The sequence below is a fragment of the Acidovorax sp. GW835-FHT14B10 genome (assembly GCF_058793725.1).
Genome location: NZ_JBXAGC010000042.1, coordinates 1 through 26,220, shown reverse-complemented (window position 1 = coordinate 26,220; position 26,220 = coordinate 1). Strand labels below are relative to the sequence as shown.

The window sequence follows — 26,220 nt, the reverse complement described above, 5'->3', positions numbered from 1 at the left end:
GCGGCGCTTGCCAATAGCCAAGCTATTGGCTGCGCACCGCGCCTTGCATCCCCTCCCGCAAAGGCCACTGCGCGACCTCTGGGAGATCGTGAACAGGCTCTTATTGCCGCGTGCCCGCGCCACCTGTGCGCATCTGCTGCGCCGTGGCGTAGGCCTGCACCTACCCGCTCATTGACCGGCAGTGCCAGCAAGCTGGTGGATTTACAGCCCCAACTCCAGCGCCAGCAGTTCTTCCACCGTCTGGCGGCGGCGGATCAGGCGGGCCTGGCCACCATCGACCAGCACCTCGGCGGTCAAAGGCCGGGTGTTGTAGTTGGAGGACATCGAGGCGCCATAGGCGCCCGCGTCGTGGATGACCAGCAGATCGCCCACCTGGGCATCCGGCAGGTTGCGTGGCAGCACCACGCCGCCGTCGCCCTGCGTGAACACGTCGCCCGACTCGCACAGCGGCCCTGCCACCACGCAGGGACGGTGTGCCGCCGTGCTGCCGTCGCGGCGCAGCACGCTCATGGTGTGGTAGCTGCCGTACATGCTGGGGCGCATCAGCTCGTTGAAGCCGGTGTCGAGCAGCATGAAATGGTTGTTGCCGGCATCCTTGGTGGCGCGCACCTCGCCCAGCAGCACGCCCGATTCGGCCACCAGAAAGCGGCCGGGCTCGATCTCCAGGCCGAGCGGGTGGCGCACGATGGCCTCGGCCTGCTGGCGTGCGGCATTCCACAGGCCGTGGTAATGCTGGGTGTCGATCACCGGATCGCCATCGCGGTAAGGGATGGACAGGCCGCCGCCGGCCGAGATGGCGTGCAGGTCGTGCCCCGCGGCGTGCGTGGTGCGCACCAGCTCCACCATGGCGCCGCACACCTGTTCGAGGTGGTGGTAATCCACGCCCGAGCCGATGTGCATGTGCAGCCCCGCCAGCTTCAGGCCATGTTGGCGGATGGCGGCCAGCGCGTCCGGCAGGTCGGTGTGCCAGATGCCGTGCTTGCTGTGCTCGCCGCCGGTGTTGGTCTTGTTGCTGTGGCCATGACCAAAACCGGGGTTGATGCGCAGCCACACGGCATGCCCCGGCGATGCCGCGCCCAGCTGGTGCAGCATGTCGATGGAGCCGGCGTTCACCGGCACGCCATGCTCGACCACGCAGGCCAGCGTGGCCGCATCGAACAGGTCGGCGGTGAACACGATCTCCGACGGCCCGTCACCTGGTTGACCGGCCTGGTAGCCGGCGGCCAGCGCGCGCAGGATCTCGCCGCGCGAGACCGCGTCCACCTTCACGCCTTGCGCGCGCATCAGCGCCAGGATGTGGATGTTGGAGCAGGCCTTCTGCGCAAAGCGGATGGTGTCGAAGTTGGACAGCTGCGCAATGCGCTGGCGGATGGTGGCCGCGTCATACACCCACAGCGGGGTGCCAAACTGGTCGGCCAGGGACCACAGTTGTGCGGGCGAGAAGGGGTTGGACATGGGGTGATCCGGGTGCAGAGAAAAGGCGCAGGGGTGCGGTGGATCAGGCAATTGATCCGCGTCGTGGAAGTTTACCGGGCATTCGCGGTGGACAGCGCTCCATGCCCGATGGCCGGCGGCGCCCGCTCCACCTGCCGCAGGTGCTGGTTGGCAAGGTTGGATGTCTTGACTCCAATCTGGTTCTATCCCTTGATCGGTCAGCGCCATCAGCTATTGAACTAACAGCTTTTGGCATGCAGCGCGCCAGCAGCGGCGCCCGGCTGGGCGGTGTGCCACCCCAAGGGCAGGGCGTTGTTCAGAACTCCCGGTTGTCGATCAGCCGCGTCGCCCCCAGCCGGGCGGCGCCCAGGGCCACCAGGGTCCCGGGCGCATCGCCTGGCGTGGCCGGCTGCAGGTCCAGGCGGCGGCGCACCGCCAGGTAGTCGGGCAGCCAGCCACGCGCGCGCAGCTGGTCCAGTGCCTGCTGCTCCAGCTCGGCTGGGTGCAGCGTTCCGGCGGCCTGCGCCGCAGTCCAGCGGTCGCACAGCTGGCGCAGCACCTGCGACAGCGCCACGGCTTCCTGGCGCTCCTGCGGGCTGAGGTAGCCGTTGCGCGAACTCAGGGCCAGGCCGTCAGGGGCGCGGCTGGTCTCGCCCGCCACCACCTCGATGGGCAGCGCAAACTGGCGCACCATCTGGCGGATCACCATGAGCTGTTGGTAGTCCTTGCGGCCAAACACCGCCGTGCCACCGCCGGTGGCGCCAAAAACGCAGCTGAAAAGCTTCATCACCACCGTGGCCACCCCGGTGAAGAAGCCGGGGCGGAACTGGCCTTCGAGCAGGTCGGCCAGTTGCGGATCGGGCTGCACCTTGAAGGTCTGCGGCTCGGGGTAGAGGTCGGTTTCGCGCGGCGCAAACAGCACATCGCAGCCGGCGGCCTGCAGCTGGGCGCAGTCGGCATCCCAGGTGCGCGGGTAGCTGTCGAAGTCTTCGTGCGGCAGAAACTGCAGGCGGTTCACAAAGATGCTGACCACGGTGCAGTCGCCCAGCGGCCGGGCCTGGTGCACCAGCGCCAGGTGCCCCGCGTGCAGGTTGCCCATGGTGGGCACGAAGGCGGGGCGGCGGCCGGCCAGGGCGGCGCGCAGTTCGGGAATGGAGCGGGCGATGAGCATTTTGGGGATCTGGGTGGGAGAGGGGCCTTACCAGGCGTGCAAGGCGTTGTCGGGGAAGCGGCCCTGCTTGACGGCCTGCACATAGGCCTCCATGGCGCCGCGCACGCTGTCGGCGTCCTGCATGAAGTTGTGCACGAATTTGGCCATCTTGCCCAGGTTCATGCCCAGCATGTCGTGCAGCACCAGCACCTGGCCGGCCGTGCCGTTGCCCGCGCCGATGCCGATGGTGTGGCAGTGGCGCAGCTCGGCGGTGATCTCGGCGGACAGTGCGGCCGGCACCATCTCCAGCACCAGCATGGCGGCGCCGGCGTTCTGCAGTTCCAGCGCCTCCTTGCGCAGGGTGCGGGCGGCGTCTTCGGTCTTGCCCTGCACGCGGTAGCCGCCCAGGGCGTGCACGGTTTGCGGCGTCAGGCCCAGGTGGGCGCACACGGGCACGCCGCGCTGCACCAGAAACTCCACCGTGGGCGCCGTCCAGCCGCCGCCTTCGAGCTTGACCATGTGTGCGCCGGCCTGCATCAGCACGCAGGCGCTGCGCAGGGCCTGTTCGCGGGACTCGTGGTAGCTGCCGTAGGGCAGGTCGGCCACCAGCCAGGCCGTGCCCTGCACGCGGTGCAGGCCGCGTGCCACGCTGGCCGTGTGGTAGGCCATGGTGTCGAGCGATACGCCCACCGTGCTGGGCAGGCCCTGGCAGACCATGCCCAGCGAGTCGCCCACCAGAAGGCACTCGATGCCGGCCGCATCGGCCACGGCGGCAAAGGTGGCGTCGTAGGCCGTGAGCATGGTGATTTTTTCTCCGGCCTCGCGCATCTGCGCCAGGCGCGGCAGGCTGATGGGCCGGCGCTGGGGCAGCGGTGATGCGGGCGGCAGCGTGCCATACGGCGTGCCATACGGCGTGGCGTGCGGGGGCGCCTGGAGCTGGGCAGGATCAGTCATGAAGGTCCCATGGGCAAAAAAGTGCCGCGAGTCTATGCCATGTCCACGCTGCCAAGCACCTGGCCGGCCTTGTTCGGCCGACAGACCCGGCCATGCCCCGGCCTGTCTCAACGCACCGGGCCCAGCACTTGTAAGTGGTTTCCGCTGGGTGTAACAGGTTGCGATCGCAACCATCAGGGTAAGTATCTAGTTGCGTAAGCAACCAAATTGCATACATTTGTTGAGCCAGATCAAAGCCGCGTGCGTTTGCCCGGTGGTGGTTTTGGTGTCGTTGTTCCAGCTCAACCCATCCTGCCCGATTTCGAGGTTTTCATGCGCACCTTCCTGCCCACCACCCGCCGCCTTTTTGCCCTGGCTGTGCTCACGGCCTGCACGGCTGCGGCGGCCCAGTCCTATCCCTCCAAGACCGTCGAGTGGGTGGTTCCGTACCCTGCTGGCGGCGGCACCGATGTGGTGGCCCGCACGCTGGCCGAGTCCATGGGCAAGTGGCTGGGCCAACCCATCATCATCAACAACAAGCCCGGCGCCGCCACCAACATCGGTGCGGAGTACGTCGCCCGCGCCAAGGCGGATGGCTATGTGCTGATGTCCGCCGACACCGCCACGCTGGCGGCCAACCCGTCGCTGTACACCAGGCTGGGCTACAGCGCCGAAAAGGACCTGGCCCCGGTTGGCCTCACGGTGCGGTTTCCGATGATCCTCGTGGTCAACCCGCAGGTGCCGGCCAAGACGCTGCCCGAATTTCTGGCCTGGGCCAAAGCCCAGAACGCCGCCAACTACGCATCGCCCGGTCCGGGCAGCCCGCACCATCTGGCGACCGAGCTGTTCCGCGAGAAAACCGGCAACCGCTTCACCCATGTGCCTTATCGCGGCGCGGCCCCTGCAGTGCAGGATGTGGTGGCAGGGCAGGTGCCGTTCATGTTTGTGGACACGGCCAGCGGCTACCAGTTCGTGACGACCGGCAAGCTGCGGGCCATCGGCATTGCCAGCGCCAAGCGGGTCAAGAACTTCGAGGACATCCCGACGCTGCAGGAGCAGGGCCTCCAGGGCTTCGAGGCCTACGCCTGGCAAGGCCTGGTGGTGCCTGCCGGCACGCCCGGGGACGTGATCGCCAAGCTCAATGCGGCCTTGCTCGCCGCCATGGACAGCACGGCCGTGAAGGCCCGCCTGCAGACCCTGGGCCTGGAGTCCATCCCCAGCTCGCCCGAGCAGATGGCCCGCTATTGGGCCGATGAGCGCGCCAAGTGGGGCCAGGTCATCAAGGTCGGCAGCATCAAGCTGGACTGATCCCATGGCCCGGCCCTCCCGTTCCACCGCCCCCCAGGCCGAAGTGGCCGCCGACCCGTTCGAGGTGCCGCTCAACCGCTCGTTCACCTACCGGTTCCACCACCTGGGCAAGCTGTCCGACCCGGTCAGCCACCAGGCTTATCTGGACGAAGCGGGTCTGTCGCTCAGCGATGGCCGGTGCCTGACCACCATCGGCACCTTCGAGCCGCTGTCGGTCAAGGACCTGGCGCGCCTGTCCAACCTGAACAAGAGCCAGGCCAGCCGGGCTGCCCAGGCGCTGGTGGACCAGGGCCTGGTGTTCAAGCAGGGCAGCGAGGCCGATGGCCGTGGCGTGGTGCTGATGCTCTCGCCGCAGGGCCGCGAGCGCTGGCAGGCCGCCAACCAGCTCGTGGTGCGGCGCAACCGCGAGATCTTTGGCTGCCTGAAGCCCCGCGAGCTGGCCCAGCTGGGCCGGCTGCTCGACCGCCTGGTCGCGCACAACGAGCGCGGTTGACCGGCCGCCCCTTCCTTTTCTGATTCACGACCGACCATGCACCAGCCCACCACGCAAGCGCGCTCTTCCATCTACTACCCCTACCAGGTCCACGCGCCGTGGCTGGCCTCGCAGCATCCGGCCCAGGGCAACCACCCGGTGGTGATCGTCGGCTCGGGCCCCTCGGGCATGGTCACGGCGCTGGAGCTGGCACGCCACGGCGTGGCCAGCGTGGTGCTGGAGTCCGAGCTGCAGGTCTCGCAGGGCAGCCGCGCCATCGTGTTCACCCGCCGTTCGCTGGAGATCCTGCAGCAGGTCGGCGTGGCCCAGCGCATGGTGGACAACGGCCTGCCCTGGCGCTTTGGCAACTCGCACTACCGGGGCCAGCGCGTATTCCGCATGGAAGCGCCGCACGACGCGGACGACCGGTTTTTCCCCATGCTGAACATCCAGCAGCAGTACATGGAGGAATACCTCCATGACGCCTGCCAGGCCGAGCCGCTGGTCGATTTCCGCTGGGGCAACAAGGTCACGCAGGTGGCGCAGGTGGCGCAGGATGCCAGCGGCGCCACGCTGGAGGTCGATACCCCCGAAGGGCCCTACACGCTGTGCGCCGACTGGGTGGTGGCCGCAGACGGCGGCCGATCGGGCATCCGGACCGCGCTGGGACTGCAGATGGAGGGCGCCTCGTACGAAGGCCGCTTCGTGATTGCCGACATCCGCATCGACCTGCCGCTGCCCACCGAGCGCCTGGCCTTTTTCGACCCCGACTGGAACCCCGGCAACACCGTGCTGATGCACCGCGAGCCGCACGGCATCTGGCGCGTGGACTACCAGCTGCCCGAGAACGAAACCCCCGAAGACGCGCTGCAGCCCGCCGCGCTGGCCGCCCGCATCCATGCCCTGCTGGCGCAGATCGGCCACGGCGACAGGCCCTGGGAGATGGACTGGAGCTCGGTGTACTCGGCCCGCACGCTGACGCTGCCCGACTACCGCCACGGCCGCGTGCTGTTCACCGGCGACGCGGCCCACCTGCTGCCGATTTTTGGCGTGCGTGGTGCCAATACCGCCTTTCAGGATGCGCAGTCGCTGGGCTGGCACCTGGCCTTGGCGGTCAAGGGCATCGTCGGCGACGCGCTGGTGGACAACTACAGCCGCGAACGCGTGGGCGCCGCCCGCGAGATCATCGAAGAGTCGGGCAAGAGCACGCGCTTCATGACGCCGCCCACGCGGGGCTTTCGGCTGCTGCGCGATGCCGTGCTGTCGCTGTCGCTGTCGCAGGCGTTCGTGCGCCCCCTCTACCACTGGCGCACCTCGCGGCCGCACGAGTACACGCATTCGGCGCTCAACAGCCCCGGCGACGACAACGCCCTGTTCAGGGCCGGCCCGGCCCATGGCGCACCGCCGCAGAACATCCGCCTGTCGGCCAACGACTTCCTGCTGGACCACCTCGGTGGCGGCTTTGACCTGCTGTATTTCACCGAGGCTGACGCTGTGCCCGGGGCCCTGCTGGATGTCGTGAACAGCGCCCGCGCCCGGGGCGTGCCGCTGCGGTTGACCGCCGTGGGGGCCCGCGCCCCCGTCGCCGGCGCCGACCAGACCCTGGCCGATGCCGATGGCCATTTCCGTGCGCGCTACGGCGTGCCCGCCAGCGGAGCCGCCTACCTGCTGCGCCCCGACCAGCATGTGTGCGCCCGCTGGCTCACGCTCGATGCCACCCGCCTGCAGGCGGCCCTGAACCACGCACTGCCCCAGTAAGGAGACCGCACCGTGTCCCAGCCTTCCACATCGCTTCCATCGCCCGCACCGGGCCAGCCTGTTCTGGGCATCGCCGGGCTGGAGCAGGTCTATGACCAGCTCGCCACCGCCATCGACCAGGCCGGCCCCGACAAGGCCGAGCTGTTCCTGGTCAAGCTCGCACTGCTCAACGCCCAGGCGCTGGGCGACGCCGGGGCGTTTGGCCGCCATCTGCAGGCGGCCTTGCAAGACTTGTAAACCCCAATCATTGTTGCCCCCTCACACACGCCCCAAGGAGACCGCCATGCTGGTTCAGAAAATTCACCACGTCGCCTACCGCTGCAAGGATGCCAAGCAGACCGTGGACTGGTACGTCAAGCACCTCGACATGCAATTCGTGCTGGCCATCGCAGAAAACGAAGTGCCCTCGACCAAGGCCCCCGATCCGTACATGCATGTGTTCCTGGATGCCGGCAACGGCAACGTGCTGGCGTTTTTCGAGCTGCCCGGCCAGCCGCCCATGGACCGCGACCACAACACCCCCAGCTGGGTGCAGCACCTGGCGCTGCGGGTCGATTCGATGGACACGCTGCTTGCCACCAAGGCCCGGCTGGAGGCGGCCGGCATTGAAGTCGTGGGCCCCACCGACCACACCATCTTCAAGAGCATCTATTTCTTTGACCCCAACGGCCACCGCCTGGAGCTGGCCTGCGACATCGGCACCCCCGAGATGTACGCCCGGCTCGATGCCGTGAAGTGGGACATGTTGCAGGAGTGGAGTGAAACCCGCCGCGCCCCCAAGCACGCCGCGTGGATGCACGACGGCAGCATGGCGCAGTAAGAGCGGCTAAAAAACCCTTCTGGCGTCGTTGCCGCGTCTTGTCGTACTACGCGTACGGTCTGCGACACAGCGCCTGGCCAGAACCGCTGCGCTGGGTTTTGTTATCCGCTCTCAACCCCGTCCCACCGAACCTGCTTGCCCCACCATGACCTTTCTGAACGAAACCCACGACCCCCAGCTGCGCTGCTGGCTGTCCTCGGCCCATGCGCCCGGTGCCGACTTTCCCCTCCAGAACCTGCCGTTCGCGGTGTTTCGCCGCCAGGGGCGCTCCGAGCCCTGGCGCGGCGGCGTGGCCATTGGCGACCAGATCATCGACATGGCGGCGCTGGCCGCTGCGGGCGTGTTGGCGGGCGAGGCCCAGGTTGCGGCCCAGGCCGCAGCCAGCGACAAGCTCAACGCCCTGATGGCCCTGGGCCACAGCGCCTGGAGCGCGCTGCGCCTGGCCCTGTCGCGCGCCCTGCGCGAAGGCGCGCCCGAGCAGGCCGCGCTGGCCGCCTGCCTGCTGCCCCAGGCAGGGGCCGAATACGACGTGCCCGCCCGCATTGGCGACTACACCGACTTCTACACCTCGGTGCACCACGCCACCAACATCGGCCGCCTGTTCCGCCCCGACAACCCGCTCATGCCCAACTACCACTGGGTGCCCATCGGTTACCACGGGCGGGCGTCCAGCATTGGCGTGTCGGGCCAGGCCTTTCCCCGGCCCAAGGGCCAGACCCTGCCACCGGGTGCCCAGACGCCGTCGGTCGGTCCCTGCAAGCGCCTGGATATCGAGCTGGAGCTGGGCATTTTTGTGGGCCAGGGCAATGCCCAGGGCGACGCCATTCCCATCACCGAAGCCGAGCAGCATGTGTTTGGCATCTGCCTGCTCAACGACTGGTCGGCCCGCGATATCCAGGCCTGGGAATACCAGCCCCTGGGCCCGTTCCTGTCCAAGAACTTCGCCACCACCATCTCGCCCTGGATCGTGACGCTGGAGGCCCTGGCACCGTATCGCGTGGCCTTTGCCCGCCCCGAGGGCGACCCCGCGCCGCTGCCCTACCTCGACAGCCCCGCCAACCGTGCGGGGGGCGCGTTCGACATCCAGCTGCAGGTGGGCCTGCGCACGCCGCGCATGGCTGCGGCCGGGCAAGGCGATGCCAGCATTTGCCGCACCAGCTACCGCCATGCCCACTGGACCGTGGCGCAGATGCTCGCGCACCACACCGTCAACGGCTGCAACCTGCAGCCCGGCGACCTGCTGGGCAGCGGCACCCTGTCGGGTCCCACGCTCGACCAGGCGGGCGCGCTGATCGAATTGACCACCGGCGGCAAGAACCCGCTGCAGCTGCCCGGCGGCGAGCAGCGCGTGTACCTGGAAGACGGTGACGCGGTCGTGCTGCGCGGCTGGTGCGAAAAACCCGGTGCAGCGCGCATCGGCTTTGGCGAATGCTGGGGCACGGTGCTGCCCGCGCGCTGATACGGTTTTGCCTTCAAGCGTAAACGATAGTTGGTTCGCCTTGCCGTGCTAGAGCACTGTCTGCGGCTTCCCGCCTAGGTATCCGCTTGAATGCAAGACCGTATGAAGCAACGCGAGGGCGCAGGCCAGACCCGGAGAGGGCCGGGGGGAAGCCCGGAAACGGGCGCGGCCCTTGCCAATGCCGCTATGCTCCCGCCCATGACCCATCCGATCGACGATTTCAGCAACGCGGCCGTGGCCGCCCTGGCCCGTGCCGATGTGGCGCGCGCCCTTGAAGAAGACGTGGGCAGCGGCGACCTCACCGCTGGCCTGATAGCCCCCGCCCGTCGCACCCGCGCGCGCATCCTGGCCCGCGAAGCCGCCGTGATCTGCGGCGCCCCCTGGGCCGAGGCCGCCCTGCGCGCGCTCGACCCCAGCGTGCAGCTGACCTGGCGCGTGGCCGAGGGCCAGCGCTGCGCCCCCGACCAGGTGGTGCTCGAAATCGAGGGCAACGCCCGCGCGCTGCTCAGCGCCGAGCGCACGGCGCTCAATTTTCTGCAACTGCTCAGTGCCGTGGCCACCAAGACCGCCACCTATGTGGAGGCCGTGGCAGGCACCAAGGCCCACATCGTGGACACGCGCAAAACCCTGCCCGGCCTGCGCCTGGCGCAAAAATACGCCGTGCGCACGGGCGGCGGCACCAACCACCGCATCGGTCTGCACGACGCCGTACTGATCAAAGAGAACCACATTGCTGCCGCTGGCGGCGTCGCCGCCGTGCTGCGCGCCGCCGAGCAGGTGGCCGCACAGGCGAAGTTCATCGAGATCGAGGTGGAAACGCTGGCGCAGCTGGCCGAGGCGCTGGACGCCGGCGCCACCATGGTGCTGCTGGACAACATGCCGCTGCCCTTGCTGCGCGAGGCTGTGCGCATCAACGCCGCACATTCGGGCGGTGGGGCCATCCTCGAAATATCCGGCGGCGTCACGCTGGCGGGCCTGCGCGAACTGGCCGAAACCGGCGTGGACCGCATCTCGATTGGCACCCTCACCAAGGACGTGAAGGCCACCGATTTCTCGATGCGCCTGCAGGAGCTGGCATGAACACCACCATCACCCTCAAGGAAGTCGATTACGAGCAGCCCGCCGAAGGCGGCGTGTGCAGCACAAAGCACGCCTGGGCGCGCGTGCCCGCCGAACTGTCGCAGGCAGAGCGCGCGGCCACCAAGGACAGGATCCGCCGCCTGCTGAAGGAAAAGAACGCGGTGATGGTGTCGCACTACTACGTCCACCCGGATCTGCAGGACCTGGCCGAGGAAACCGGCGGCATCGTCAGCGACTCGCTGGAGATGGCGCGCTTTGGCCGCGACCATGCCGCGCAGACGCTGGTGGTGAGCGGCGTGCGCTTCATGGGCGAGACGGCCAAGATCCTCTCGCCCGAGAAAACCATCCTCATGCCCGACCTCGACGCCACCTGCTCGCTGGATCTGGGCTGCCCCATCGAGGAATTCAGCGCCTTCTGCGACGCGCACCCCGACCGCACCGTGGTGGTCTATGCCAACACCAGCGCCGCCGTGAAGGCCCGCGCCGACTGGCTGGTGACCAGCAGCTGCGCGCTCGACATCGTGCGCGCCCTGAAAGACCAGGGCCAGAAGATCCTGTGGGCGCCCGACCGGCACCTGGGCGACTACATCCGCCGCGAAACTGGCGCCGACATGGTGATGTGGAACGGCGCCTGCATCGTGCACGACGAGTTCAAGGCCTTCGAGCTGGAATCGCTCAAAAAAGAGCACCCGCTCGCCAAGGTGCTGGTGCACCCCGAAAGCCCCGCCGACGTGATCGCCCTGGCCGACGCCGTGGGTTCCACGTCGGGCATCCTGAAGGCGGCACGGGAGATGGACGCGCGCGAATTCATCGTGGCCACCGACAACGGCATGATGCACAAGCTGCGCACGCTCAACCCCGACAAGGTCTTTTACGAGGCCCCCACCGCCGGCAACAGCGCCACCTGCAAAAGCTGCGCCCATTGCCCCTGGATGGCCATGAACGGCCTGGCCGGCGTGGCGCAGGTGCTGGAAAGCGGCGCCAACGCCATCCAGGTGGACCCGGCCATCATCCCGCGCGCGCGCCTGCCGATTGACCGCATGCTGGCCTTCACGGCCACGCTGAAAAGCGGGCAGTCTGCAGCGGGGCTGGTGCCCCATCTCGGGGCGGCGTGAGGCGTTTGCTTTTATTTTGATAGCTTTCAGTGCTTTATTGATAGGCGCTGAAGGCATTTTTCATGCATATTCTGCGCGCCATCCATGGCCACCTTTGCCGACCCACCCTCCTGGCTCCCCCTGTTGTCCGACGCGGCCTTGCGGCAGCTCAGCGGCGCGGCCGTGTTCGCGCGCGGTCAGGCTTATGCCGCCAGCGGCGCCATAGAAACCCTGGAAGAACCCGCGCCCGCGCCGGGCGAGCAGGCCGCGCTGCAGGCCGTGGTGCATGGCACGCAGGCCTACCAGGTGCGCGCGTGGATCGATGAGGACGACGAACTGGACGGCGAATGCGACTGCCCGCATGCGCAGGACGGCAACTTCTGCAAGCACCTCGTTGCGCTGTGCCTGGCCTGGCGCAGCGAACAGGGCGGCGAAGCGACCGCGCCCGACGCCCAGGCCGCCAGCAAGGTGACCGCGGCCGCCCGGCGCGCCCGCACCCAGGCCAGCCACCGCGAGGCGCTGCGCGGATTCGTGCAAGCGCAGACGGCTCAGGCACTGGCCGAGCGCCTCTGGACCTGGGCCGAGAACGACCGCAACCTGATGGTTGATCTCAAGGCCTGGCAGGCCGAGCACAGCGCGGGTAGCGACACCAAGGCCCTGCGCGGCGCCATCGGCGACATGCTGCGCCTGCGCGGCGACTACCTGGATTGGCACGAGATGCCCACCTACATCGGCCGCGCGCGCCGGGTGCTGCCGCTGCTGCGGCCCTGGCTTCAGCGCGACCCGGCCGAGCTGCGCACGCTGTGCGAACACGCGCTGCGCAGCCTGTACAAGGTGGCGGAGCATGCCGACGATTCGGACGGCGAACTGGGCGGTTTGATGGAAGAACTGTTGGATCTGCTTGTCCAGGCCCTGCGCGCCGCGCCACCGCCCGCCGCGTGGGTGAACCGCTGGTTCCAGCTCATGGAGGAAGACCCCTGGGGCCTGTGGGACGAGCGGGCCATTCTGTCAGCCGCCGGACCCGCCGTGCAGGCCCGCTACACCGAGCGCGTGCGCGAGGACTGGGAGTGCTGGCAGGGCAGCCATTCGCCCTCCGGCCATTTTGACCACCAGCGCAGCCAGCTGCGCCGCCGCTACCTTGCCAGTATCGAAGCCCAGGGCGACCCGCGTGCCCTGCGCGATGCCATGGCCGCCAGTGCCGACGACGCGGGCGAATTCCACCAACTCGTGGCCCTGTGCGAGGCCCAGGGCTGGTACCGCGAAGCCCTGCAATGGGCGCAGGCGGCCGCCAAGCGCCATCCCCAGGACTGGCGCATTGAAGAAGACCTGCTGCGCTGCTACGAGCGCGACGGCTGGGACGACGAGGCGCTGGCCATCTGGCGCCGCCGCCTGGGTAGCAACCAGTCGCCGGACATGTATCTCTCCGTGCTGAAGGCCGCCGAGCGCGCCGGGCGCGACCGTGCCGCCTACCGCGCCGAGCTCTTCGCCGGGGCCGAGCAGCACGAAATGCAAGCCCTGAAGGCCAAGCGCGCAAGCCCCTACGGGCGCCCACCCGGCCCGGCGGCGCGCGACGTCAGCGTGCGTGTGGACTGGCTGCTGGCCGAGCGCGACCTCGATGCGGCGCTGGCCCTGGCGCAGCAAAGCGGAACCTCCTGCTTTGCGCCGACGCTTGAAGCCCTGGCCCGCAAGCTGCCCCCACGGCAGCATGCCGCCGCCGCGCAGTTGCTGCGCCGCGTGTTCGACCAGGCGATGGCGGGCGCTTCGTCGCCCTACGCCAGACCCCTGGAACTGGTGCGGGACATTCTGAAGCGCCTTGCGCCCGAGGCGCAGACCCTGTGGTTGGCCGAGCTGCGTGCACAGTACAAGCCCAAGCGCAATTTCATCGCAGGCCTGCCATGAGGGGTACGGCCCGGATCGACTTCGCCCAGCCGCTGGACTCCTCCGCCCCGCGCCTGTGCTACGCCTTCGATGCCCCGTTGCAAGTGCTGGAAGCCCATGCCCTGCATGAGGTGCACGGCCTGCTCGATGCCGTGCATGCCGCCGCACAGCAGGGCCGCTGGTGCGTGGGCCATGTGCGCTACGAGGCCGCTGCCGCCTTCGACGCCGCCCTGCAAACCCACCCCGCCGACGGCCCCCTGGCCTGGTTTGCCGTCTATGGCGCGCCCTTGCCCTGGCCCGCTGATGGGGCTGCTGACGCCGATCCCGCTGCGCAAGTCGAATGGACCGGCGACCCCGACCGCGCCGGTTTTGATGCCGCCATCGACCGCATCCAGCAGGCCATTAGCGCGGGCGAGTTCTACCAGGTCAACTACACCGCGCCGCTCACCGGCCACCTGCGCCAGGGCAGTGCGGCGGCGTTGTTTGCCGCGCTGCAGCGCGCCCAGCCCGGTGGCTATGCCGCGCACATCGACGCGGGCGGCGAGCAGGTGCTCTCCGTCTCGCCTGAACTTTTTTTTGACTGGCAGGACGCGCCCGGCGGTGGCCACATCCTCACGCGCCCCATGAAGGGCACGGCAGCGCGCGGCGCCACGCCCGCCGAAGACGCTGCCCAGGCCGCCCACCTGCGCGCCTCGCCCAAAGAGCGCGCCGAGAACGTGATGATCGTGGACCTGCTGCGCAACGACCTCTCGCGCATCGCCCAGCCCTACAGCGTGCGCGTGCCCGCGCTGTTCCACACCGAGGCCCTGCCCACCGTGTGGCAGATGACATCGGATGTGCAGGCGCGCACCCGGCCCGGCACCACCTTGGCCGATGTGTTTGCCGCGCTGTTCCCCTGCGGCTCGGTCACTGGTGCGCCCAAGGTGCGCGCCATGCAGATGATCCGGGCGCTGGAGGCCGCGCCGCGCGGCATCTACTGCGGTGCCATCGGCGTGGTGCGGCCTGCGGGCGCGGCCGGGGCGGATGGCTGCCACAGCGTGGCCGCCACCTTCAACGTGCCGATCCGCACCGTGGTGCTGCGCGCCGGGGCCGGCGGGACCATGGCCACCTGCGGCATCGGCAGCGGCATCACCTCGGGCGCCACGGCCGACGCCGAATGGGCCGAATGGCGCCACAAGCGCGCCTTCGTCGAGCGTGCCAGCGCGCCGTTCGACCTGCTCGAAACCCTGGCGCTGGTGGATGGCCAGTTCCGCCATCGGGACGCGCACCTGGCACGCCTGCAGGGCGCGGCCGCGCATTTCGCCGCGCCGTTTGACGCCGCTGCCGTGCAGCATTGCCTGCAGGCGCTGGCAGACAGCCACCCCGCTGGTGCCTGGCGCGTGCGCCTGCTGCTGCGTGCCAGCGGCCAGCCCCACGCCGAGGCCTTTGCACTGCAGCCCACCCCCGAGCCCGTGCGCCTGCAACTGGCCAGCCGCCCGCTGCCAGAGGGCCATGGCGAATTCGTGCGCTACAAGACCACGCGCCGCGCGCACTACGCGGCCTTTGCGCCCACGACGCCCGGCGTGTTCGACACCGTGCTGTACAACGAGGCGGGCGAGATCACCGAGGGCACCTTTGGCAACGTCGCCATGCTGCTCGATGGCCGCTGGGTCACCCCCCCGCTGGCCTGCGGCCTGCTGCCCGGCGTGGGCCGCGCCGTTGCGCTGCGCGAGGGGCGGCTGACCGAGGCCGTGGTGCGCGTGGCCGACGTGCCGCGCGTGCAGGCCTGGGCCTTCATCAACAGCCTGCGCGGCTGGCTGGCGGCCGAGCTGGTGCCCTGATGTGGCGCGTGTTTTCTGGCTCTGGCGCTTATCTGTAAAGCGCTGATAGCGATTGTTTTTGTAGTCTTTGGGTCAATCAGATTCGTTCGTCGCCCGCAGCGACCGGCCCTGCCAGCCCGCCTGCTGCGCTACAAACCCGTCGAATGCGGCCAGCAAGGGCGCAAACCGTTCGGCGTCGGCTTCCAGTTGCGCCAGCGCTGCGCAGGTGGCTTCCAGGGTGGAGAGCTGGTGCGGCTGGCGTGCAATGCGGATGCGGTAGCGCGAGGCCGGCAGTGCCAGCAGCGGCAGGCGCGGCAACTGCTGCAGCAAGGGGTTCCGATGCAGCATCTTGCGGCTTTTGCGCCAGGTGCCATCGAGCACCACCAGGCGCAGCCCCTGCGGCGTTGGCAGCCAGGCGGGGTCCAGCGGCGGCGGGGCGGCCAGGCCCAGGGCAGCGTCTTGTGGCGCCTCGGGGTAGAGCAGCAGGGCGCGACGCGGGGGGACTGACGGGGCGGGTGTACCCCAGGGCGCGGTCAGCAGCGGCTGCAGCACGCCGGGGTCCCACTGTTCGCCGGTCAGCAGGCGGCTGTGCGGCAGGCTCAGGTGCAGCAGCCGGGCCGTGCCTTTGGCCTCGTGCACTTCCAGCGGGTGCTGCAGGATCAGCACCTCGGTGCGGTGCGCCACGGGCGTGACCCACCGGCAGATGCAGGCGCTGTGCGGGCGCAGGCAGGCGGGGCAGCGCGGGCGGCTGGCGTGGAGCGCAGACACTATGAGAAAAAGAGCTGCAGGCGCTTCTTCAATAAGCGCTGCTGCCTTGGTTGATCAAAAAATGGTGGTGAGGTGGCTTATTCCGTTGCCAAACCATTCGTGTCTAGGCGCGAAGCCGCAGACAGTGCTGTAGCACGGTAAGGCGAAGCAACAACGACACGGATGGTTTGGCAATGGAATTACAGCCGCTCTTTGACGTAGGAGCCCCGGTCCATGTCCACGATTTCCACGCTGAGCTGCACCAGCACGCCGGCCGGCTTGGGCGTGAGGCGGCGCAGCACCTCGGCCACGCGCTCGGACAGGTCTTTCTTGGCCTCGGGGGTGCGGCCCGAGAGCAGGCGCAGCTGGGCGTGCACAAAGGCGCGGTTGGCGGGGGCGGTGCCCACTTCAAAGCTGTCCACCAGCACGAAGCGGCTTTTGAGGTCGGCCTCGTCCAGCACTTCGGGGCTGCTGGTGACGGCCTGGTTCAGTTCGGTGAGGGCCTGCGCCTCGGGGAAGCCGGCGAGGTTTTGCGAGTATTCAACGATCAGGTGGGGCATGGCGTGTTCTCGGGTTGGGGGCAGGGCAAGGAAGGATCGGAGCGCGGGCCATTCTGCGCGGCCTGTGCGGAACCAGGGGATTTTTTCAGATGGTTGTCAGAGCGCCTGCGTGGGCACGGTGTGGCGCAGTGCGGTCTGGCGATTGCGGTCATCGACGAACACGAGCTGCGGTTCGTGCGTGGCCACCTTGTCTTCGGGCACCTGGGCAAACGCCGCAATGATGAGCAGGTCGCCCACGGCGGCGCGGCGTGCGGCCGAACCGTTGACCGAAATCATGCCGCTGCCGCGCTGGCCTTTGATGGCGTAGGTGATGAAGCGTTCGCCGTTGTTGATGTTCCAGATGTGGATCTGCTCGTTTTCGCAGATGTTGGCGGCATCGAGCAGGTCTTCGTCGATGGCGCACGAGCCTTCGTAGTGCAGCTCGCAGTGGGTGGCGGCAACGCGGTGGATTTTGGATTTGAGCAGGGTGCGGTACATGGGGTTTCCTGGCAGTGAAGGCGGTGGAAGCGAAAGGAACGGGCTTGGCGGGGCGGATGCGCGGCTGCGAAGGCGGTTGGCGCGTCAGTGTGCGCAGAAGTCCAGCACGCAGCTGTCGCCCAGCGCCTCGCGCCACACGCGCACGCGGCTGACGCTGGCGCGCAGGTCGGCGGGCAGTGCCTGGGCGATGAAGACGCACAGGTTTTCGAGCGTGGGCGTGCCCAGCCCGGGCACGTCGTCGAGCATGTGGTGGTCGAGCTGCTCGCGCACCACGGCCAGACCCTGGCGCAGCAGGCCCAGGTCCAGCACCATGCCCGTGGCGGGGTCGCGTGCTCCGGTCAGAAAAACTTCGGCGTGGTAGGTGTGGCCGTGCACACGGCGGCTGCCTTCGGCCTCGATCTCGCGGCGCAGGGTGTGGGCGGCGTCGAAAAAGAAGCGCTGGGAGATGGTGAACAACATACGGGGCCCCAAAAACCGAAAACTGCTTACCGGATGCCGGTGAGCTTGTGGGTCTGCAGGCTCAACCGCCAGGCGGGGTGGACGAGGCAGGCCGCTATGCAGGTGGCGGTGTTCTGGCGCTGCAGCGGGCCATCCATGGGCTGCAGGAAGCGGTGGGTGAACCGGGTGTCCTGCTCCAGTGCTTGCAGATCGAACCCTGGTTGCGGCCACACCAGCTTCAACTCTTGTCCGCTGCGCTGCACCCAGGGCGCACCCGCCTTGGGGCTGATGCACAGCCAGTCGATGCCCTCGGGCGCGGCCACGGTGCCGTTGCTTTCCACCGCGATACGGAATTGCAGCGCGTGCAGGGCGTCGATCAGCGCGGCGTCCACCTGCAGCAGGGGTTCGCCCCCGGTCAGCACCACCAGGCGGTGGCCTGCGTCCGCGGGCCATTGCGCGGCGATGGTGTCGGCCAGTGACGCTGCAGTCTCGAACTTGCCGCCCAGCGTGCCATCGGTGCCGACAAAGTCGGTGTCGCAGAACTGGCAGATGGCCTGGGCGCGGTCCTGCTCGCGGCCGGTCCAGAGGTTGCAGCCCGCGAAGCGGCAGAACACGGCGGGTGTGCCCGCCTGGCCGCCTTCGCCTTGCAGGGTGTAGAAGATTTCTTTGACGCTGTAAGTCATCGGGGCACCGGTGGGACGAGGAGCGTGGGCGCGGCCGGGGCTGCCACCTCGGGGTAATCGCGGCTGAAGTGCAGGCCCCGGCTTTCGCGGCGCAGCTGGGCGCTTTGCACGATCAGGTCGGCCACCTGCACCAGGTTGCGCAGCTCCAGCAGATCGCGTGTGACGTGGAAGTGCGCGTAGAACTCCTGGATCTCGCCCTGCAGCATCGCGATGCGGTGGGCGGCGCGCTCCAGCCGTTTGTTGGTGCGCACGATGCCCACGTAGTCCCACATGAAGCGGCGCAGCTCGTCCCAGTTGTGCGAGATGACGACGGACTCGTCGGCGTCGGTCACGCGGCTGTCGTCCCATGCGGGCACGGTGGGCAGTTCGGCCGTGGTGGCTGCGGCAATGGCCTGGGCGGCGGCGCGAGCGAACACCATGCATTCCAGCAGCGAGTTGCTGGCCAGGCGGTTGGCGCCGTGCAGGCCGGTGCAGGCCACCTCTCCCACGGCGTACAGGCCGGGCAGGTCGGTGCGGCCCGCCAGGTCGGTCAGCACACCGCCGCAGGTGAAGTGCGCCGTGGGCACCACCGGGATGGGCTCTTTGGTGATGTCGATGCCCAGCGACGCGCAGTGCGCCAGGATGTTGGGGAAGTGCTCCTGCAGGAACGCCGGGCTCTGGTGCGAGATGTCGAGGTGCACGCAATCGAGGCCGTGCTTTTTCATCTCGAAATCGATGGCACGGGCCACCACGTCGCGCGGGGCCAGCTCGGCGCGCGGGTCGTGGTCGAGCATGAAGCGGGTGCCACCGGCCGAGGGTGGCAGCAGCAGCCTGCCACCTTCGCCGCGCACGGCTTCGCTGATGAGGAAGGACTTTTCGTGCGGGTGGTACAGGCCGGTGGGGTGGAACTGGATGAACTCCATGTTGGCCACGCGGCAGCCCGCGCGCCAGGCGGCGGCGATGCCGTCGCCGGTGGCGGTGTCGGGGTTGGTGGTGTACAGGTACACCTTGCCCGCACCACCCGTGGCCAGGATGGTCTGCGGTGCGCGGAACGTGACGACGGAGTCGGTGTCGCTGTCCAGGGCATACAGCCCCAGGCAGCGGTTGCCGGGCAAGCCCAGCTTGCGCGTGGTGATCAGGTCCACCAGCGTGTGCTGCTCGAACAGCGTGATGCCGGGCGTGGCGCGCACCACGTCGATCAGCGTGCGCTGCACGGCGGCACCGGTGGCGTCGGTCACATGGGCGATGCGGCGCGCGCTGTGGCCGCCCTCGCGCGTGAGGTGCAGCTGGTCGCCTTCGAGCGTGAAGGGCACGCCCAGACGGCGCAGCCAGGCAATGGATTCGGGCGCGTTCTCCACCACGAAGCGGGTGGTGGCCAGGTCGCACAGGCCCGCGCCGGCCACCAGCGTGTCTTCGATGTGGGCGGCAAAGCTGTCGTCATTGGCCAGCACGGCGGCAATGCCGCCCTGGGCCCAGCCGCTGGAGCCGTCCTGCAGCTGGCGCTTGGTGATGACGGCCACGCGGTGCGTGGGCGCCAGGTGCAGGGCCGCCGAAAGACCGGCGAGGCCGCTGCCTACGATGAGAACGTCGAATTCATGGGACTGCATGGTGGTTTTCTGGGGTCTGCGCAATGGGCGCTGCACTGCGCCAGTGCCACCGTGGAACTGGCTTTGCCAGGCCACGGGTGGCGTCCCCCTGGGGGGAAGAAGCGGAGCGGCGCAGGGGGGTCATGCCGGTGTATACGCCAGCCGGACGTAAATGGGGGCAAAGGCCTCGGCCTGGGTGATCTCAATCAGTGTTTCCTTGGCCAGCTCCAGCAGGGCGATGAAGGTCACCACCAGCACGGTGCTGCCGTTGGCGGGCTCGAACAGTTCTTCAAACTCGACAAAGCGGCGCCCCTGCAGGGTTCTGAGCACCATGCTCATGTACTCGCGCACGCTCAGCTCTTCGCGGGTGATCTTGTGGTGTTGCACCAGCCGGGCGCGTTTGAGGATGTCGTGCCAGGCTTCCTGCAGATCCACCACATGCACATCCGGAAAGCGCGGCTGCATGCTTTGCTCGATGGTCACCTGCGCCTTCACAAAGTCGCGCCCGTATTGCGGCAGCTGCGCGAGGCGCATGGCCGCCGTCTTCATCTGCTCGTATTCGAGCAGGCGGCGCACCAGCTCGGCGCGCGGGTCTTCGGCCTCTTCACCGCCCTCCTGCTTCTTGGGCGGCAGCAGCATGCGCGACTTGATCTCGATGAGCATGGCCGCCATCAGCAGGTATTCGGCGGCCAGCTCCAGGTTGCGGCTGCGGATCTCATCCACATACACCAGGTACTGGCGGGTGAGGCCGGCCATGGGAATGTCGAGGATGTTGAAGTTCTGCTTGCGGATCAGGTACAGCAGCAGATCGAGCGGGCCTTCAAAGGCTTCGAGGAAGACTTCGAGCGCGTCGGGCGGGATGTACAGGTCTTGCGGCAGCGCAAACAGCGGCTCGCCATACAGGCGGGCCAGCGCCACCTGGTCCACCACGTCGGGCATGGCGCCCGGGGCGACGGCAGTGGCTTCGGCGGGGCTGGCGCTGTGCATGAATTGCGAGGCAATCAATAGCTGCTCGCGCTGGTCGGCAAAGCGCGAGACGCCATCTTGATGCTCAATCCGCGTTGGTCTGGTAGACGTAGGGCTTTTGCGCCACCTGGGCTTCGCGGTACTCGCCCCAGATCTTGCGGTCCACCTGCTTGTCCCACAGCAGGGCACGGCCGGCGCTTTGCTGGGCATCGAGCTCGGGCTTTTGCACCTTGAGCTGGTTGATGAACTGGGTGGCTTCGGACTGGTAGTCGGGGCGGCGGAAAATGGACATGGACTGATAACCTCTCTTTCTTGATTTTACCGGGAGCCTTTCATGCCCTTTCATTTCAGTGCCCTGGCCGTTGCGGCGGCGGCCCTCGGCCTGGTGGCCCTTGCCGGATGCGATGCACAGCGCATCAGTGAACTGCAGCCCGGCGTTTCCACCGAGGCCGACGTGCGCGACCGCTTCGGCGCGCCCGAAACCATCTGGGACGAGGCCGATGGCGCACGCACCCTCGAATACAACCGCCAGCCCGCCGGCCAGATCAATTACATGATCACCGTGGGCGCCGACGGCCGGCTGGTGGCCGTGCACCAGGTGCTCACGCCCGAGAACTTTGCCCGCATCACCCCCGGCATGGACATGGCGCTGGTGCGCCGCAGCCTGGGCAAGCCGGCCAAGGTCACGCCTTACCGGTTGAGCGGTGAAACCCACCACGACTGGCGCTTTGCCGAGCCGCCCAATATTCCCAAGGTGTTTACGGTGGTGACCAAGGATGGCAGCACGGTGCTGCGCACGATGGTGGGGCCGGATATGGATGCGCCGGAGAACAAGGGCGGGCGTTGAGTTTTTGGTATTTTTTGGTTCTAGCGCTTATTTTGTGAGCGTTGGTTTGATGGTGTGCTTTGTCGAGGGCGGGGGCCGGGTCTCGGCCCGGCGGCCGCCTCACTTTTCTTTGCTTCGCCAAAGAAAAGTAAGCCAAAGAAAGGCGACCCACAGTCTGCGACCCCTACGGGGCAAACCTGCGCCGGTGCGGTTGCGGGGTGCGCCGTGGAACTCGCTTTGCGCTGCGCGCGCCGCTCGGACAACCACGGCGAGCCAGTTGACGAAGCATGCGCGCACTGGCGCGCATGCCACCTCGCAACCGCCCCGCCGCAGGCGCAGCCAGATGGGGGTGAACAACCCAACAGCCCCACGGGCCATCGCTGCGCTCGGCCCCATCTCGCGGGCGCAAGCGCTGCGCAGGCTGGGCCGAGCGCAGCGATCGCCCGAAGGGATGTTTGCTCGGGTTCCCTTCAGGATGCGCCGAGGAGCGCAGCGGCCAGCGGATCAGGGCTCGCGATTGTCTGAGCGCAGCGAGTTCGAGCGAGACCCCGCTGGACGCGAGCACCACAGGTTGCCCGCAGCGAAGCGCAGGGACGCAGCCTGTAGGGGCGCCTTTTCTTTGGTGACTTTCTTTTGGCGAAGCAAAAGAAAGCCACTGCGCCGCCGGGCGCACACCCCGGCTCCCGCCCCATGCAAAGGCACAGCACCAACTATCAAAACAATAGCTACCAGCGCCTGATACATCAGCACTGAAGCTAAAAATTCAGACCAGCAGGCAGGCCAACCTAGCCCACCACCCTCAAAGATTTACCAACCACTCCCCCTCCCGCCGCGCCGCCCCCGACCGCACCAGCTCGTCCATCAACCCCTCCAGCCACTCGCCCTGGCCGCGATCGCTGAAATGCCGCTGGTGCATGGCGCCGAAATAGGGCGTGGCGTCTGTCCAGGCGCGCAGTTCGGACACAGGGATGCGCTGCCACTCCAGCAGCTTGTATTTCAGCAGCACCTTGGCGGCATAGAGCGTGTGCTTGCCAGGATTGCTGGCAAAGCCATCAAGCCGCTTGCGCGCCACGGCGAGTGCGCGGGGCGCATCGGCAAACACCCGCCCATGGCCCGGAATCACGGTGCGCGGCGCCAGGCGCTCGATGAGGTCCAGCGTGGCGGCCACGTCGGCAAAGGCGCTGTCGCCCTCCAGCTCGGGAAAGACCACGCCAAAACCGTTTTCCCACAGCGCGTCGGCCGAGATCAGGATGCTGTCTTGCGGCTCGAACAGCACCACCGAATGCGTATCGTGCCCCGGCGCGGCGTGCACCTGCCAGGGTTTGTCGCCCAGCAGCGTGGTGGTGCCGGGGGCCAGCAGGCTGTCGTAGCGAAAGGGCGGGCATTCCTGGCCGGTGGGGGTGTAGCTCAGCGCGTAGGCGTCCCAGTCGCGCACATGGGCGGCCTGGCCGGGCGGAATGGATGTCTCCACCCCCGGCCAGGCCTGCTGCAGCGCGGCGTTGCCGCCGCAGTGGTCGCTGTGCAGGTGGGTGTTGAGGATGCGGTCGAGCGCACGGTTGCCCAGCGCGCCCTGCACCAGCGCCACCGTCTGGTCGGCGTGGCTGCAGTAGCCGGTGTCCACCAGTGCGGTGTCGCGCTGACCGATGAACAGAATGTTGTTGGCAGAGAGCCAGCCGCGCTCGAATACCGTTATTTCGGCTGGTAGCGCAGGTGGGGTAAGCGTCATAAGCTATGCAAAATCAAGTAATTAGGTGGGTGCGACCGGGGCCCGCGGCCGCCCCGCCGCTCAGGAGGTGGTCCTCAGCTCCCGCCGCAATATCTTGCCCACATTGCTTTTGGGCAGCTCGTCGCGGAACTCGATGTACTTGGGGCGTTTGTACCCGGTCAGGTTGGCGTGGCAGAAACTGGCCACCTGGTCCTCGGTCAAGGCGGGGTCGTTCTTGACCACGAAGATCTTGATGGATTCGCCCTGCATGGCGTCGGGAATGCCGATGGCCGCGCATTCCACCACACCGGGGCACAGGCTGATGACCTGTTCGAGCTCGTTCGGAAACACGTTGAAGCCACTCACCAGGATCATGTCCTTCTTGCGGTCGATGATGCGCGTGTAGCCCTGCGCGTCCATGGTGCCGATATCGCCCGTGCGCATGAAGCCGTCGGCCGTGAAGGCCAGGGCGTTCTCCTCGGGCTGGTTGTAGTAGCCCGCCATCACGTTGGGGCCGCGGATGCAGATTTCGCCCGAGGCGCCCTGGGGCAGGCTGTTGCCCGCGTCGTCCTTGATGGCGATGTCGATGCCGGGCAGGGGCAGGCCGATGGTGCCGCTGAACGCGGTGTTGGTCACGGGGTTGTTGGTGCCGATGGCGCAGGTCTCGCTCATGCCCCAGCCTTCGATCATGGTGCTGCCGGTGACCTTCTGCCACTGCTTGGCCGTGCCTTCACTCGCGGCCATGCCGCCGGCCTGCGAAACGCACAGGTGCGAAAAGTCGACCGACTTGAACTGCGGGTTCTGCAGCAGTGCGTTGAACAGCGTGTTCACGGCGGGCAGCATGTGGAAGGGGCGCTTCTTGAGCACCTCGACAAATTTGGGAATGTCGCGCGGATTGGGGATCAGCGTGAGGCTGGAGCCCTGGCGGATGGCCAGCAGGCACAGCGTGAGCGCGAAGATGTGGTACAGCGGCAGCGCGGCAATGCTGTTGGCGCGGCTGACGTCGCCCACCTTGGCGAGCGCCGGTGTGAACCAGGCCTCGGCCTGCAGCGTGGCGGCCACGATATTGCGGTGGGTCAGCACCGCGCCCTTGGACAGGCCCGTGGTGCCGCCCGTGTACTGCAAGAAAGCGATCGAATCGAGCGTGGCCTGGCTGGGCGCCAGGGTGCGGCGCTCGCCCAGCGCCAGTGCTTTCTTGAAGCGGACGACCTTGCGGCCCTGGGACAGGGGCAGTTCGTAGGCGGGCACCATCTTGGCGAGATGGCGCACGGCAAAGGTGATCCAGGGGCCATAGACCGCGCCCAGCAGGTCGCCCATGGATGCCATCACCACATGCTGCACGGCGGTGTGCTCGACGATTTCGCTCAGGGTGTGGGCGAAGTTCTCCAGGATCACAATGGCCGTGGCGCCCGAATCCTGGAGCTGGTGCTCCAGCTCGCGGGCGGTGTAGAGCGGGTTCACGTTGACGCAGGTGTAGCCGGCGCGCAGCACGGCGGCCATGGTCACGCCAAACTGCGGCACGTTGGGCAGCATAATGGCCACGCGCGCGCCAGACTCCAGCCCCAGGCCCTGCAGGTAGGCCCCGAGGGCCGCCGACAGGCGATCGAGTTCGCCATAGGACATCCACTGGTCCATGCAGACCGAAAAAGGGCTCGATGCGTGCTTGCGAAAGGATTCTTCCAGCAGGTGCGCCACAGAGCGGTATTGCTCTGGCTGCACATCGTGGGGAACCCCGGGAGGGTAGCTTTTGAGCCAGATCTTTTCCATGCGGTGTCCTCGGGTGCTCCAGTGGGGGAAGGCCCAGATTGTGGGTGCGGGGCAGGGGGCCGGCTACCGGGCTTGTCCTAGGGTGCGTGCCAGCTCCGTCCCGCTGGCGACAGGGCCGTGGCATCGGCGCTGCGGTGGCGGACGGTGTGGGCCGCATCCAGTGCAAGTCCTCCCGGGGGCAGGCCGCACAATGGTGCTCCTTCCTTGCAACACCCGAATCCATGAACGCACGCTGGCAGCAAGCCGTGGTCCTCGTCAACACCCTGGCCACGATCGCCTGGTTGGCATGGCAGTGGCCCCGTTCGCCGCTGACCGCGCTGGCGGGCGTCGCCGCCGCGCTGGCCTTGTTCGGGCTGGTGCTGGGGTTGCAGTTCGCGACCATGCTGCGCGTGAACCGCTCGGACCCCGCGCCACGGCCGCCAGGGTGGCAACTGGTCACGGCCTGGTGGGCCGAGGCGCGCCTGGCGCTGGCGGTGTTTGGCTGGCGCCAGCCCTTTCGCCACAGCGCCATTCCCGACTGGCTTCCGCCCCTGGCGCCCAACCAGCGGGCCACGCGCCGGGGCGTGGTGCTGGTGCACGGTTTTCTGTGCAACCGGGGTTTCTGGCTGCCGTGGATGGCGGCGCTGCGCGAGCGCGGCCATGCCTTTGTGGCGGTGACGCTGGAGCCGGCTTTTGGCTCGATCGACGATTACGCGGCCACCATCGACGCCGCCGTGCAACGCATGCAAGAGGCCACCGGCCTGGCACCGGTGGTGGTGGGGCACAGCATGGGCGGGCTGGCGGCCCGCGCCTGGCTGCGCTCACTGGCGGCAGACAGCGCCACCGCGCGCGTGCACCGGGTCATCACGCTGGGCACACCGCATGGTGGCGCCTGGGCGGGGCGTTTCAGCCGTTCGGTCAACGGCCAGCAGATGGCGTTGGGCGGCGCATGGGTGCGGCAACTGCAGCAGGGCGAGCCGCCCGCCCGCGCGGGTCTGTTCACCTGCTGGTATTCGAACTGCGACAACATTGTTTTTCCGGCGGGTACGGCCATGTTGGCGGGGGCGGACAACCGGTTGGTGCAGGGGGTGGCGCATATGCAGATGGCGTTTCATCCGGTGGTCATGCGGGCCTGTCTGGAGGAGATGGGGTGAGGTGGGGTTTTGTGTTTTTGGGCTTTGGCGCTTATTGGGTGTGCGCTGGCAGCTATTGTTTTTGTAGTTTTCTGTGTGCGTTGTGGTTGAAGGCGGAGGCCGGGTCTCGGCCCGGCGGCCGACTCACTTTTCTTTGCTTCGCCAAAGAAAAGTAAGCCAAAGAAAGGC

25 protein-coding genes are annotated in these 26,220 nt (G+C 67.9%); 12 read left to right on the top strand and 13 right to left on the bottom strand.

Annotation, left to right across the window (positions count from 1 at the left end):
• Window positions 1-201 precede the first annotated feature (201 nt).
• The 3 genes from lysA to panB all read right to left on the bottom strand — a co-directional run bounded on the left by lysA (window position 202) and on the right by panB (window position 3,538).
• A complete protein-coding gene (gene lysA / locus AC1Q5S_RS20970) occupies window positions 202-1,455 on the bottom strand; it encodes a diaminopimelate decarboxylase (RefSeq protein ID WP_422204162.1) in 1,254 nt (417 codons plus the stop codon).
• Window positions 1,456-1,750: 295 nt separating this feature from the next.
• Window positions 1,751-2,605 (bottom strand): pantoate--beta-alanine ligase, encoded by an 855-nt coding sequence (gene panC / locus AC1Q5S_RS20965; RefSeq protein WP_492239353.1) that lies wholly within the window; start codon window positions 2,603-2,605, stop codon window positions 1,751-1,753.
• A 27-nt stretch (window positions 2,606-2,632) separates the two neighbouring features.
• On the bottom strand, window positions 2,633-3,538 hold the full coding sequence (gene panB, locus AC1Q5S_RS20960) for a 3-methyl-2-oxobutanoate hydroxymethyltransferase (RefSeq protein WP_422204585.1): 906 nt from the start codon (window positions 3,536-3,538) through the stop codon (window positions 2,633-2,635).
• Window positions 3,539-3,850: 312 nt separating this feature from the next.
• Between panB and AC1Q5S_RS20955 the strand changes: the two genes are divergently transcribed.
• The 10 genes from AC1Q5S_RS20955 to AC1Q5S_RS20910 all read left to right on the top strand — a co-directional run bounded on the left by AC1Q5S_RS20955 (window position 3,851) and on the right by AC1Q5S_RS20910 (window position 15,206).
• Complete coding sequence (locus tag AC1Q5S_RS20955; RefSeq protein WP_422204587.1) at window positions 3,851-4,825, top strand: Bug family tripartite tricarboxylate transporter substrate binding protein; 975 nt, start codon at window positions 3,851-3,853, stop codon at window positions 4,823-4,825.
• Between the two features lie 4 nt (window positions 4,826-4,829).
• Complete coding sequence (locus AC1Q5S_RS20950) at window positions 4,830-5,318, top strand: MarR family winged helix-turn-helix transcriptional regulator (RefSeq protein WP_422204590.1); 489 nt, start codon at window positions 4,830-4,832, stop codon at window positions 5,316-5,318.
• A gap of 36 nt (window positions 5,319-5,354) precedes the next feature.
• Window positions 5,355-7,055, top strand: a complete 1,701-nt coding sequence (locus AC1Q5S_RS20945) for an FAD-dependent monooxygenase (RefSeq protein WP_303838152.1) — start codon at window positions 5,355-5,357, stop codon at window positions 7,053-7,055.
• 12 nt (window positions 7,056-7,067) lie between these two features.
• Window positions 7,068-7,292, top strand: coding sequence for a DUF2783 domain-containing protein (locus tag AC1Q5S_RS20940; RefSeq protein WP_303838151.1), 225 nt, complete (start codon window positions 7,068-7,070; stop codon window positions 7,290-7,292).
• 46 nt (window positions 7,293-7,338) lie between these two features.
• A complete protein-coding gene (locus tag AC1Q5S_RS20935; protein WP_303838150.1) occupies window positions 7,339-7,875 on the top strand; it encodes a VOC family protein in 537 nt (178 codons plus the stop codon).
• Window positions 7,876-8,020: 145 nt separating this feature from the next.
• Window positions 8,021-9,334, top strand: a complete 1,314-nt coding sequence (gene fahA / locus AC1Q5S_RS20930) for a fumarylacetoacetase (protein WP_303838149.1) — start codon at window positions 8,021-8,023, stop codon at window positions 9,332-9,334.
• A 198-nt stretch (window positions 9,335-9,532) separates the two neighbouring features.
• Complete coding sequence (gene nadC, locus AC1Q5S_RS20925) at window positions 9,533-10,414, top strand: carboxylating nicotinate-nucleotide diphosphorylase (protein WP_422204593.1); 882 nt, start codon at window positions 9,533-9,535, stop codon at window positions 10,412-10,414.
• The gene (nadA, locus tag AC1Q5S_RS20920; protein WP_422204595.1) at window positions 10,411-11,529 is read left to right on the top strand and encodes a quinolinate synthase NadA; all 1,119 of its coding nucleotides are present in this window, start codon (window positions 10,411-10,413) and stop codon (window positions 11,527-11,529) included. The genes nadC and nadA overlap by 4 nt, the downstream gene beginning before the upstream one ends.
• Before the next feature lie 84 nt (window positions 11,530-11,613).
• Window positions 11,614-13,407: an SWIM zinc finger family protein gene (locus tag AC1Q5S_RS20915; protein WP_492239352.1), complete on the top strand. Its 1,794-nt coding sequence runs from the start codon at window positions 11,614-11,616 to the stop codon at window positions 13,405-13,407.
• Window positions 13,404-15,206 (top strand): chorismate-binding protein, encoded by a 1,803-nt coding sequence (locus AC1Q5S_RS20910; RefSeq protein WP_492239351.1) that lies wholly within the window; start codon window positions 13,404-13,406, stop codon window positions 15,204-15,206. The genes AC1Q5S_RS20915 and AC1Q5S_RS20910 overlap by 4 nt, the downstream gene beginning before the upstream one ends.
• Before the next feature lie 72 nt (window positions 15,207-15,278).
• Here the strand turns inward: AC1Q5S_RS20910 and AC1Q5S_RS20905 are convergent, their stop codons facing one another.
• The 8 genes from AC1Q5S_RS20905 to AC1Q5S_RS20870 all read right to left on the bottom strand — a co-directional run bounded on the left by AC1Q5S_RS20905 (window position 15,279) and on the right by AC1Q5S_RS20870 (window position 20,913).
• Window positions 15,279-15,956 (bottom strand): tRNA-uridine aminocarboxypropyltransferase, encoded by a 678-nt coding sequence (locus AC1Q5S_RS20905; RefSeq protein ID WP_422291347.1) that lies wholly within the window; start codon window positions 15,954-15,956, stop codon window positions 15,279-15,281.
• Between the two features lie 176 nt (window positions 15,957-16,132).
• Window positions 16,133-16,492, bottom strand: coding sequence for a 5-carboxymethyl-2-hydroxymuconate Delta-isomerase (locus tag AC1Q5S_RS20900; RefSeq protein ID WP_303837506.1), 360 nt, complete (start codon window positions 16,490-16,492; stop codon window positions 16,133-16,135).
• A 96-nt stretch (window positions 16,493-16,588) separates the two neighbouring features.
• Window positions 16,589-16,969, bottom strand: a complete 381-nt coding sequence (gene panD, locus AC1Q5S_RS20895; protein ID WP_422291346.1) for an aspartate 1-decarboxylase — start codon at window positions 16,967-16,969, stop codon at window positions 16,589-16,591.
• 84 nt (window positions 16,970-17,053) lie between these two features.
• On the bottom strand, window positions 17,054-17,428 hold the full coding sequence (locus AC1Q5S_RS20890; protein WP_303837502.1) for a 6-carboxytetrahydropterin synthase: 375 nt from the start codon (window positions 17,426-17,428) through the stop codon (window positions 17,054-17,056).
• A 26-nt stretch (window positions 17,429-17,454) separates the two neighbouring features.
• Window positions 17,455-18,090, bottom strand: coding sequence for a 7-carboxy-7-deazaguanine synthase (gene queE / locus AC1Q5S_RS20885; RefSeq protein ID WP_422291345.1), 636 nt, complete (start codon window positions 18,088-18,090; stop codon window positions 17,455-17,457).
• Window positions 18,087-19,676, bottom strand: a complete 1,590-nt coding sequence (gene nadB / locus AC1Q5S_RS20880; RefSeq protein ID WP_422291344.1) for an L-aspartate oxidase — start codon at window positions 19,674-19,676, stop codon at window positions 18,087-18,089. Before nadB ends, queE begins: the two co-directional genes overlap by 4 nt.
• Window positions 19,677-19,796: 120 nt before the next feature.
• Window positions 19,797-20,642 (bottom strand): segregation and condensation protein A, encoded by an 846-nt coding sequence (locus tag AC1Q5S_RS20875; protein ID WP_303837496.1) that lies wholly within the window; start codon window positions 20,640-20,642, stop codon window positions 19,797-19,799.
• A gap of 64 nt (window positions 20,643-20,706) precedes the next feature.
• On the bottom strand, window positions 20,707-20,913 hold the full coding sequence (locus tag AC1Q5S_RS20870) for a DUF3460 family protein (protein ID WP_092696838.1): 207 nt from the start codon (window positions 20,911-20,913) through the stop codon (window positions 20,707-20,709).
• A 42-nt stretch (window positions 20,914-20,955) separates the two neighbouring features.
• On the opposite strand from AC1Q5S_RS20870, the gene AC1Q5S_RS20865 reads away from it, so the two are divergent.
• A complete protein-coding gene (locus AC1Q5S_RS20865; protein WP_303837494.1) occupies window positions 20,956-21,468 on the top strand; it encodes an outer membrane protein assembly factor BamE in 513 nt (170 codons plus the stop codon).
• Window positions 21,469-22,246: 778 nt separating this feature from the next.
• Here AC1Q5S_RS20865 and AC1Q5S_RS20860 read toward each other — a convergent pair.
• Together AC1Q5S_RS20860 and AC1Q5S_RS20855 are read right to left on the bottom strand one after the other, a co-directional pair.
• A complete protein-coding gene (locus AC1Q5S_RS20860; protein WP_303838252.1) occupies window positions 22,247-23,173 on the bottom strand; it encodes an MBL fold metallo-hydrolase in 927 nt (308 codons plus the stop codon).
• Window positions 23,174-23,233: 60 nt separating this feature from the next.
• Window positions 23,234-24,919: an AMP-binding protein gene (locus AC1Q5S_RS20855; protein ID WP_303838253.1), complete on the bottom strand. Its 1,686-nt coding sequence runs from the start codon at window positions 24,917-24,919 to the stop codon at window positions 23,234-23,236.
• Between the two features lie 221 nt (window positions 24,920-25,140).
• Between AC1Q5S_RS20855 and AC1Q5S_RS20850 the strand changes: the two genes are divergently transcribed.
• Window positions 25,141-26,052, top strand: coding sequence for an esterase/lipase family protein (locus tag AC1Q5S_RS20850; protein ID WP_303838255.1), 912 nt, complete (start codon window positions 25,141-25,143; stop codon window positions 26,050-26,052).
• Window positions 26,053-26,220: the final 168 nt, after the last annotated feature.

Bases quoted from the DNA above. Each gene is read 5' to 3' on its own strand.
- AC1Q5S_RS20950 (WP_422204590.1), top strand. From the start codon at position 4,830: ATGGCCCGGCCCTCCCGTTCCACCGCCCCCCAGGCCGAAGTGGCCGCC.
- panB (WP_422204585.1), bottom strand. From the start codon at position 3,538: ATGACTGATCCTGCCCAGCTCCAGGCGCCCCCGCACGCCACGCCGTAT.
- nadC (WP_422204593.1), top strand. From the start codon at position 9,533: ATGACCCATCCGATCGACGATTTCAGCAACGCGGCCGTGGCCGCCCTG.
- lysA (WP_422204162.1), bottom strand. From the start codon at position 1,455: ATGTCCAACCCCTTCTCGCCCGCACAACTGTGGTCCCTGGCCGACCAG.
- panC (WP_492239353.1), bottom strand. From the start codon at position 2,605: ATGCTCATCGCCCGCTCCATTCCCGAACTGCGCGCCGCCCTGGCCGGC.
- AC1Q5S_RS20900 (WP_303837506.1), bottom strand. From the start codon at position 16,492: ATGCCCCACCTGATCGTTGAATACTCGCAAAACCTCGCCGGCTTCCCC.
- AC1Q5S_RS20955 (WP_422204587.1), top strand. From the start codon at position 3,851: ATGCGCACCTTCCTGCCCACCACCCGCCGCCTTTTTGCCCTGGCTGTG.
- AC1Q5S_RS20945 (WP_303838152.1), top strand. From the start codon at position 5,355: ATGCACCAGCCCACCACGCAAGCGCGCTCTTCCATCTACTACCCCTAC.
- panD (WP_422291346.1), bottom strand. From the start codon at position 16,969: ATGTACCGCACCCTGCTCAAATCCAAAATCCACCGCGTTGCCGCCACC.
- AC1Q5S_RS20870 (WP_092696838.1), bottom strand. From the start codon at position 20,913: ATGTCCATTTTCCGCCGCCCCGACTACCAGTCCGAAGCCACCCAGTTC.
- AC1Q5S_RS20935 (WP_303838150.1), top strand. From the start codon at position 7,339: ATGCTGGTTCAGAAAATTCACCACGTCGCCTACCGCTGCAAGGATGCC.
- fahA (WP_303838149.1), top strand. From the start codon at position 8,021: ATGACCTTTCTGAACGAAACCCACGACCCCCAGCTGCGCTGCTGGCTG.
- nadB (WP_422291344.1), bottom strand. From the start codon at position 19,676: ATGCAGTCCCATGAATTCGACGTTCTCATCGTAGGCAGCGGCCTCGCC.
- queE (WP_422291345.1), bottom strand. From the start codon at position 18,090: ATGACTTACAGCGTCAAAGAAATCTTCTACACCCTGCAAGGCGAAGGC.
- AC1Q5S_RS20910 (WP_492239351.1), top strand. From the start codon at position 13,404: ATGAGGGGTACGGCCCGGATCGACTTCGCCCAGCCGCTGGACTCCTCC.
- AC1Q5S_RS20875 (WP_303837496.1), bottom strand. From the start codon at position 20,642: ATGCACAGCGCCAGCCCCGCCGAAGCCACTGCCGTCGCCCCGGGCGCC.
- AC1Q5S_RS20855 (WP_303838253.1), bottom strand. From the start codon at position 24,919: ATGGAAAAGATCTGGCTCAAAAGCTACCCTCCCGGGGTTCCCCACGAT.
- AC1Q5S_RS20850 (WP_303838255.1), top strand. From the start codon at position 25,141: ATGAACGCACGCTGGCAGCAAGCCGTGGTCCTCGTCAACACCCTGGCC.
- AC1Q5S_RS20915 (WP_492239352.1), top strand. From the start codon at position 11,614: ATGGCCACCTTTGCCGACCCACCCTCCTGGCTCCCCCTGTTGTCCGAC.
- AC1Q5S_RS20890 (WP_303837502.1), bottom strand. From the start codon at position 17,428: ATGTTGTTCACCATCTCCCAGCGCTTCTTTTTCGACGCCGCCCACACC.
- AC1Q5S_RS20865 (WP_303837494.1), top strand. From the start codon at position 20,956: ATGCCCTTTCATTTCAGTGCCCTGGCCGTTGCGGCGGCGGCCCTCGGC.
- nadA (WP_422204595.1), top strand. From the start codon at position 10,411: ATGAACACCACCATCACCCTCAAGGAAGTCGATTACGAGCAGCCCGCC.
- AC1Q5S_RS20860 (WP_303838252.1), bottom strand. From the start codon at position 23,173: ATGACGCTTACCCCACCTGCGCTACCAGCCGAAATAACGGTATTCGAG.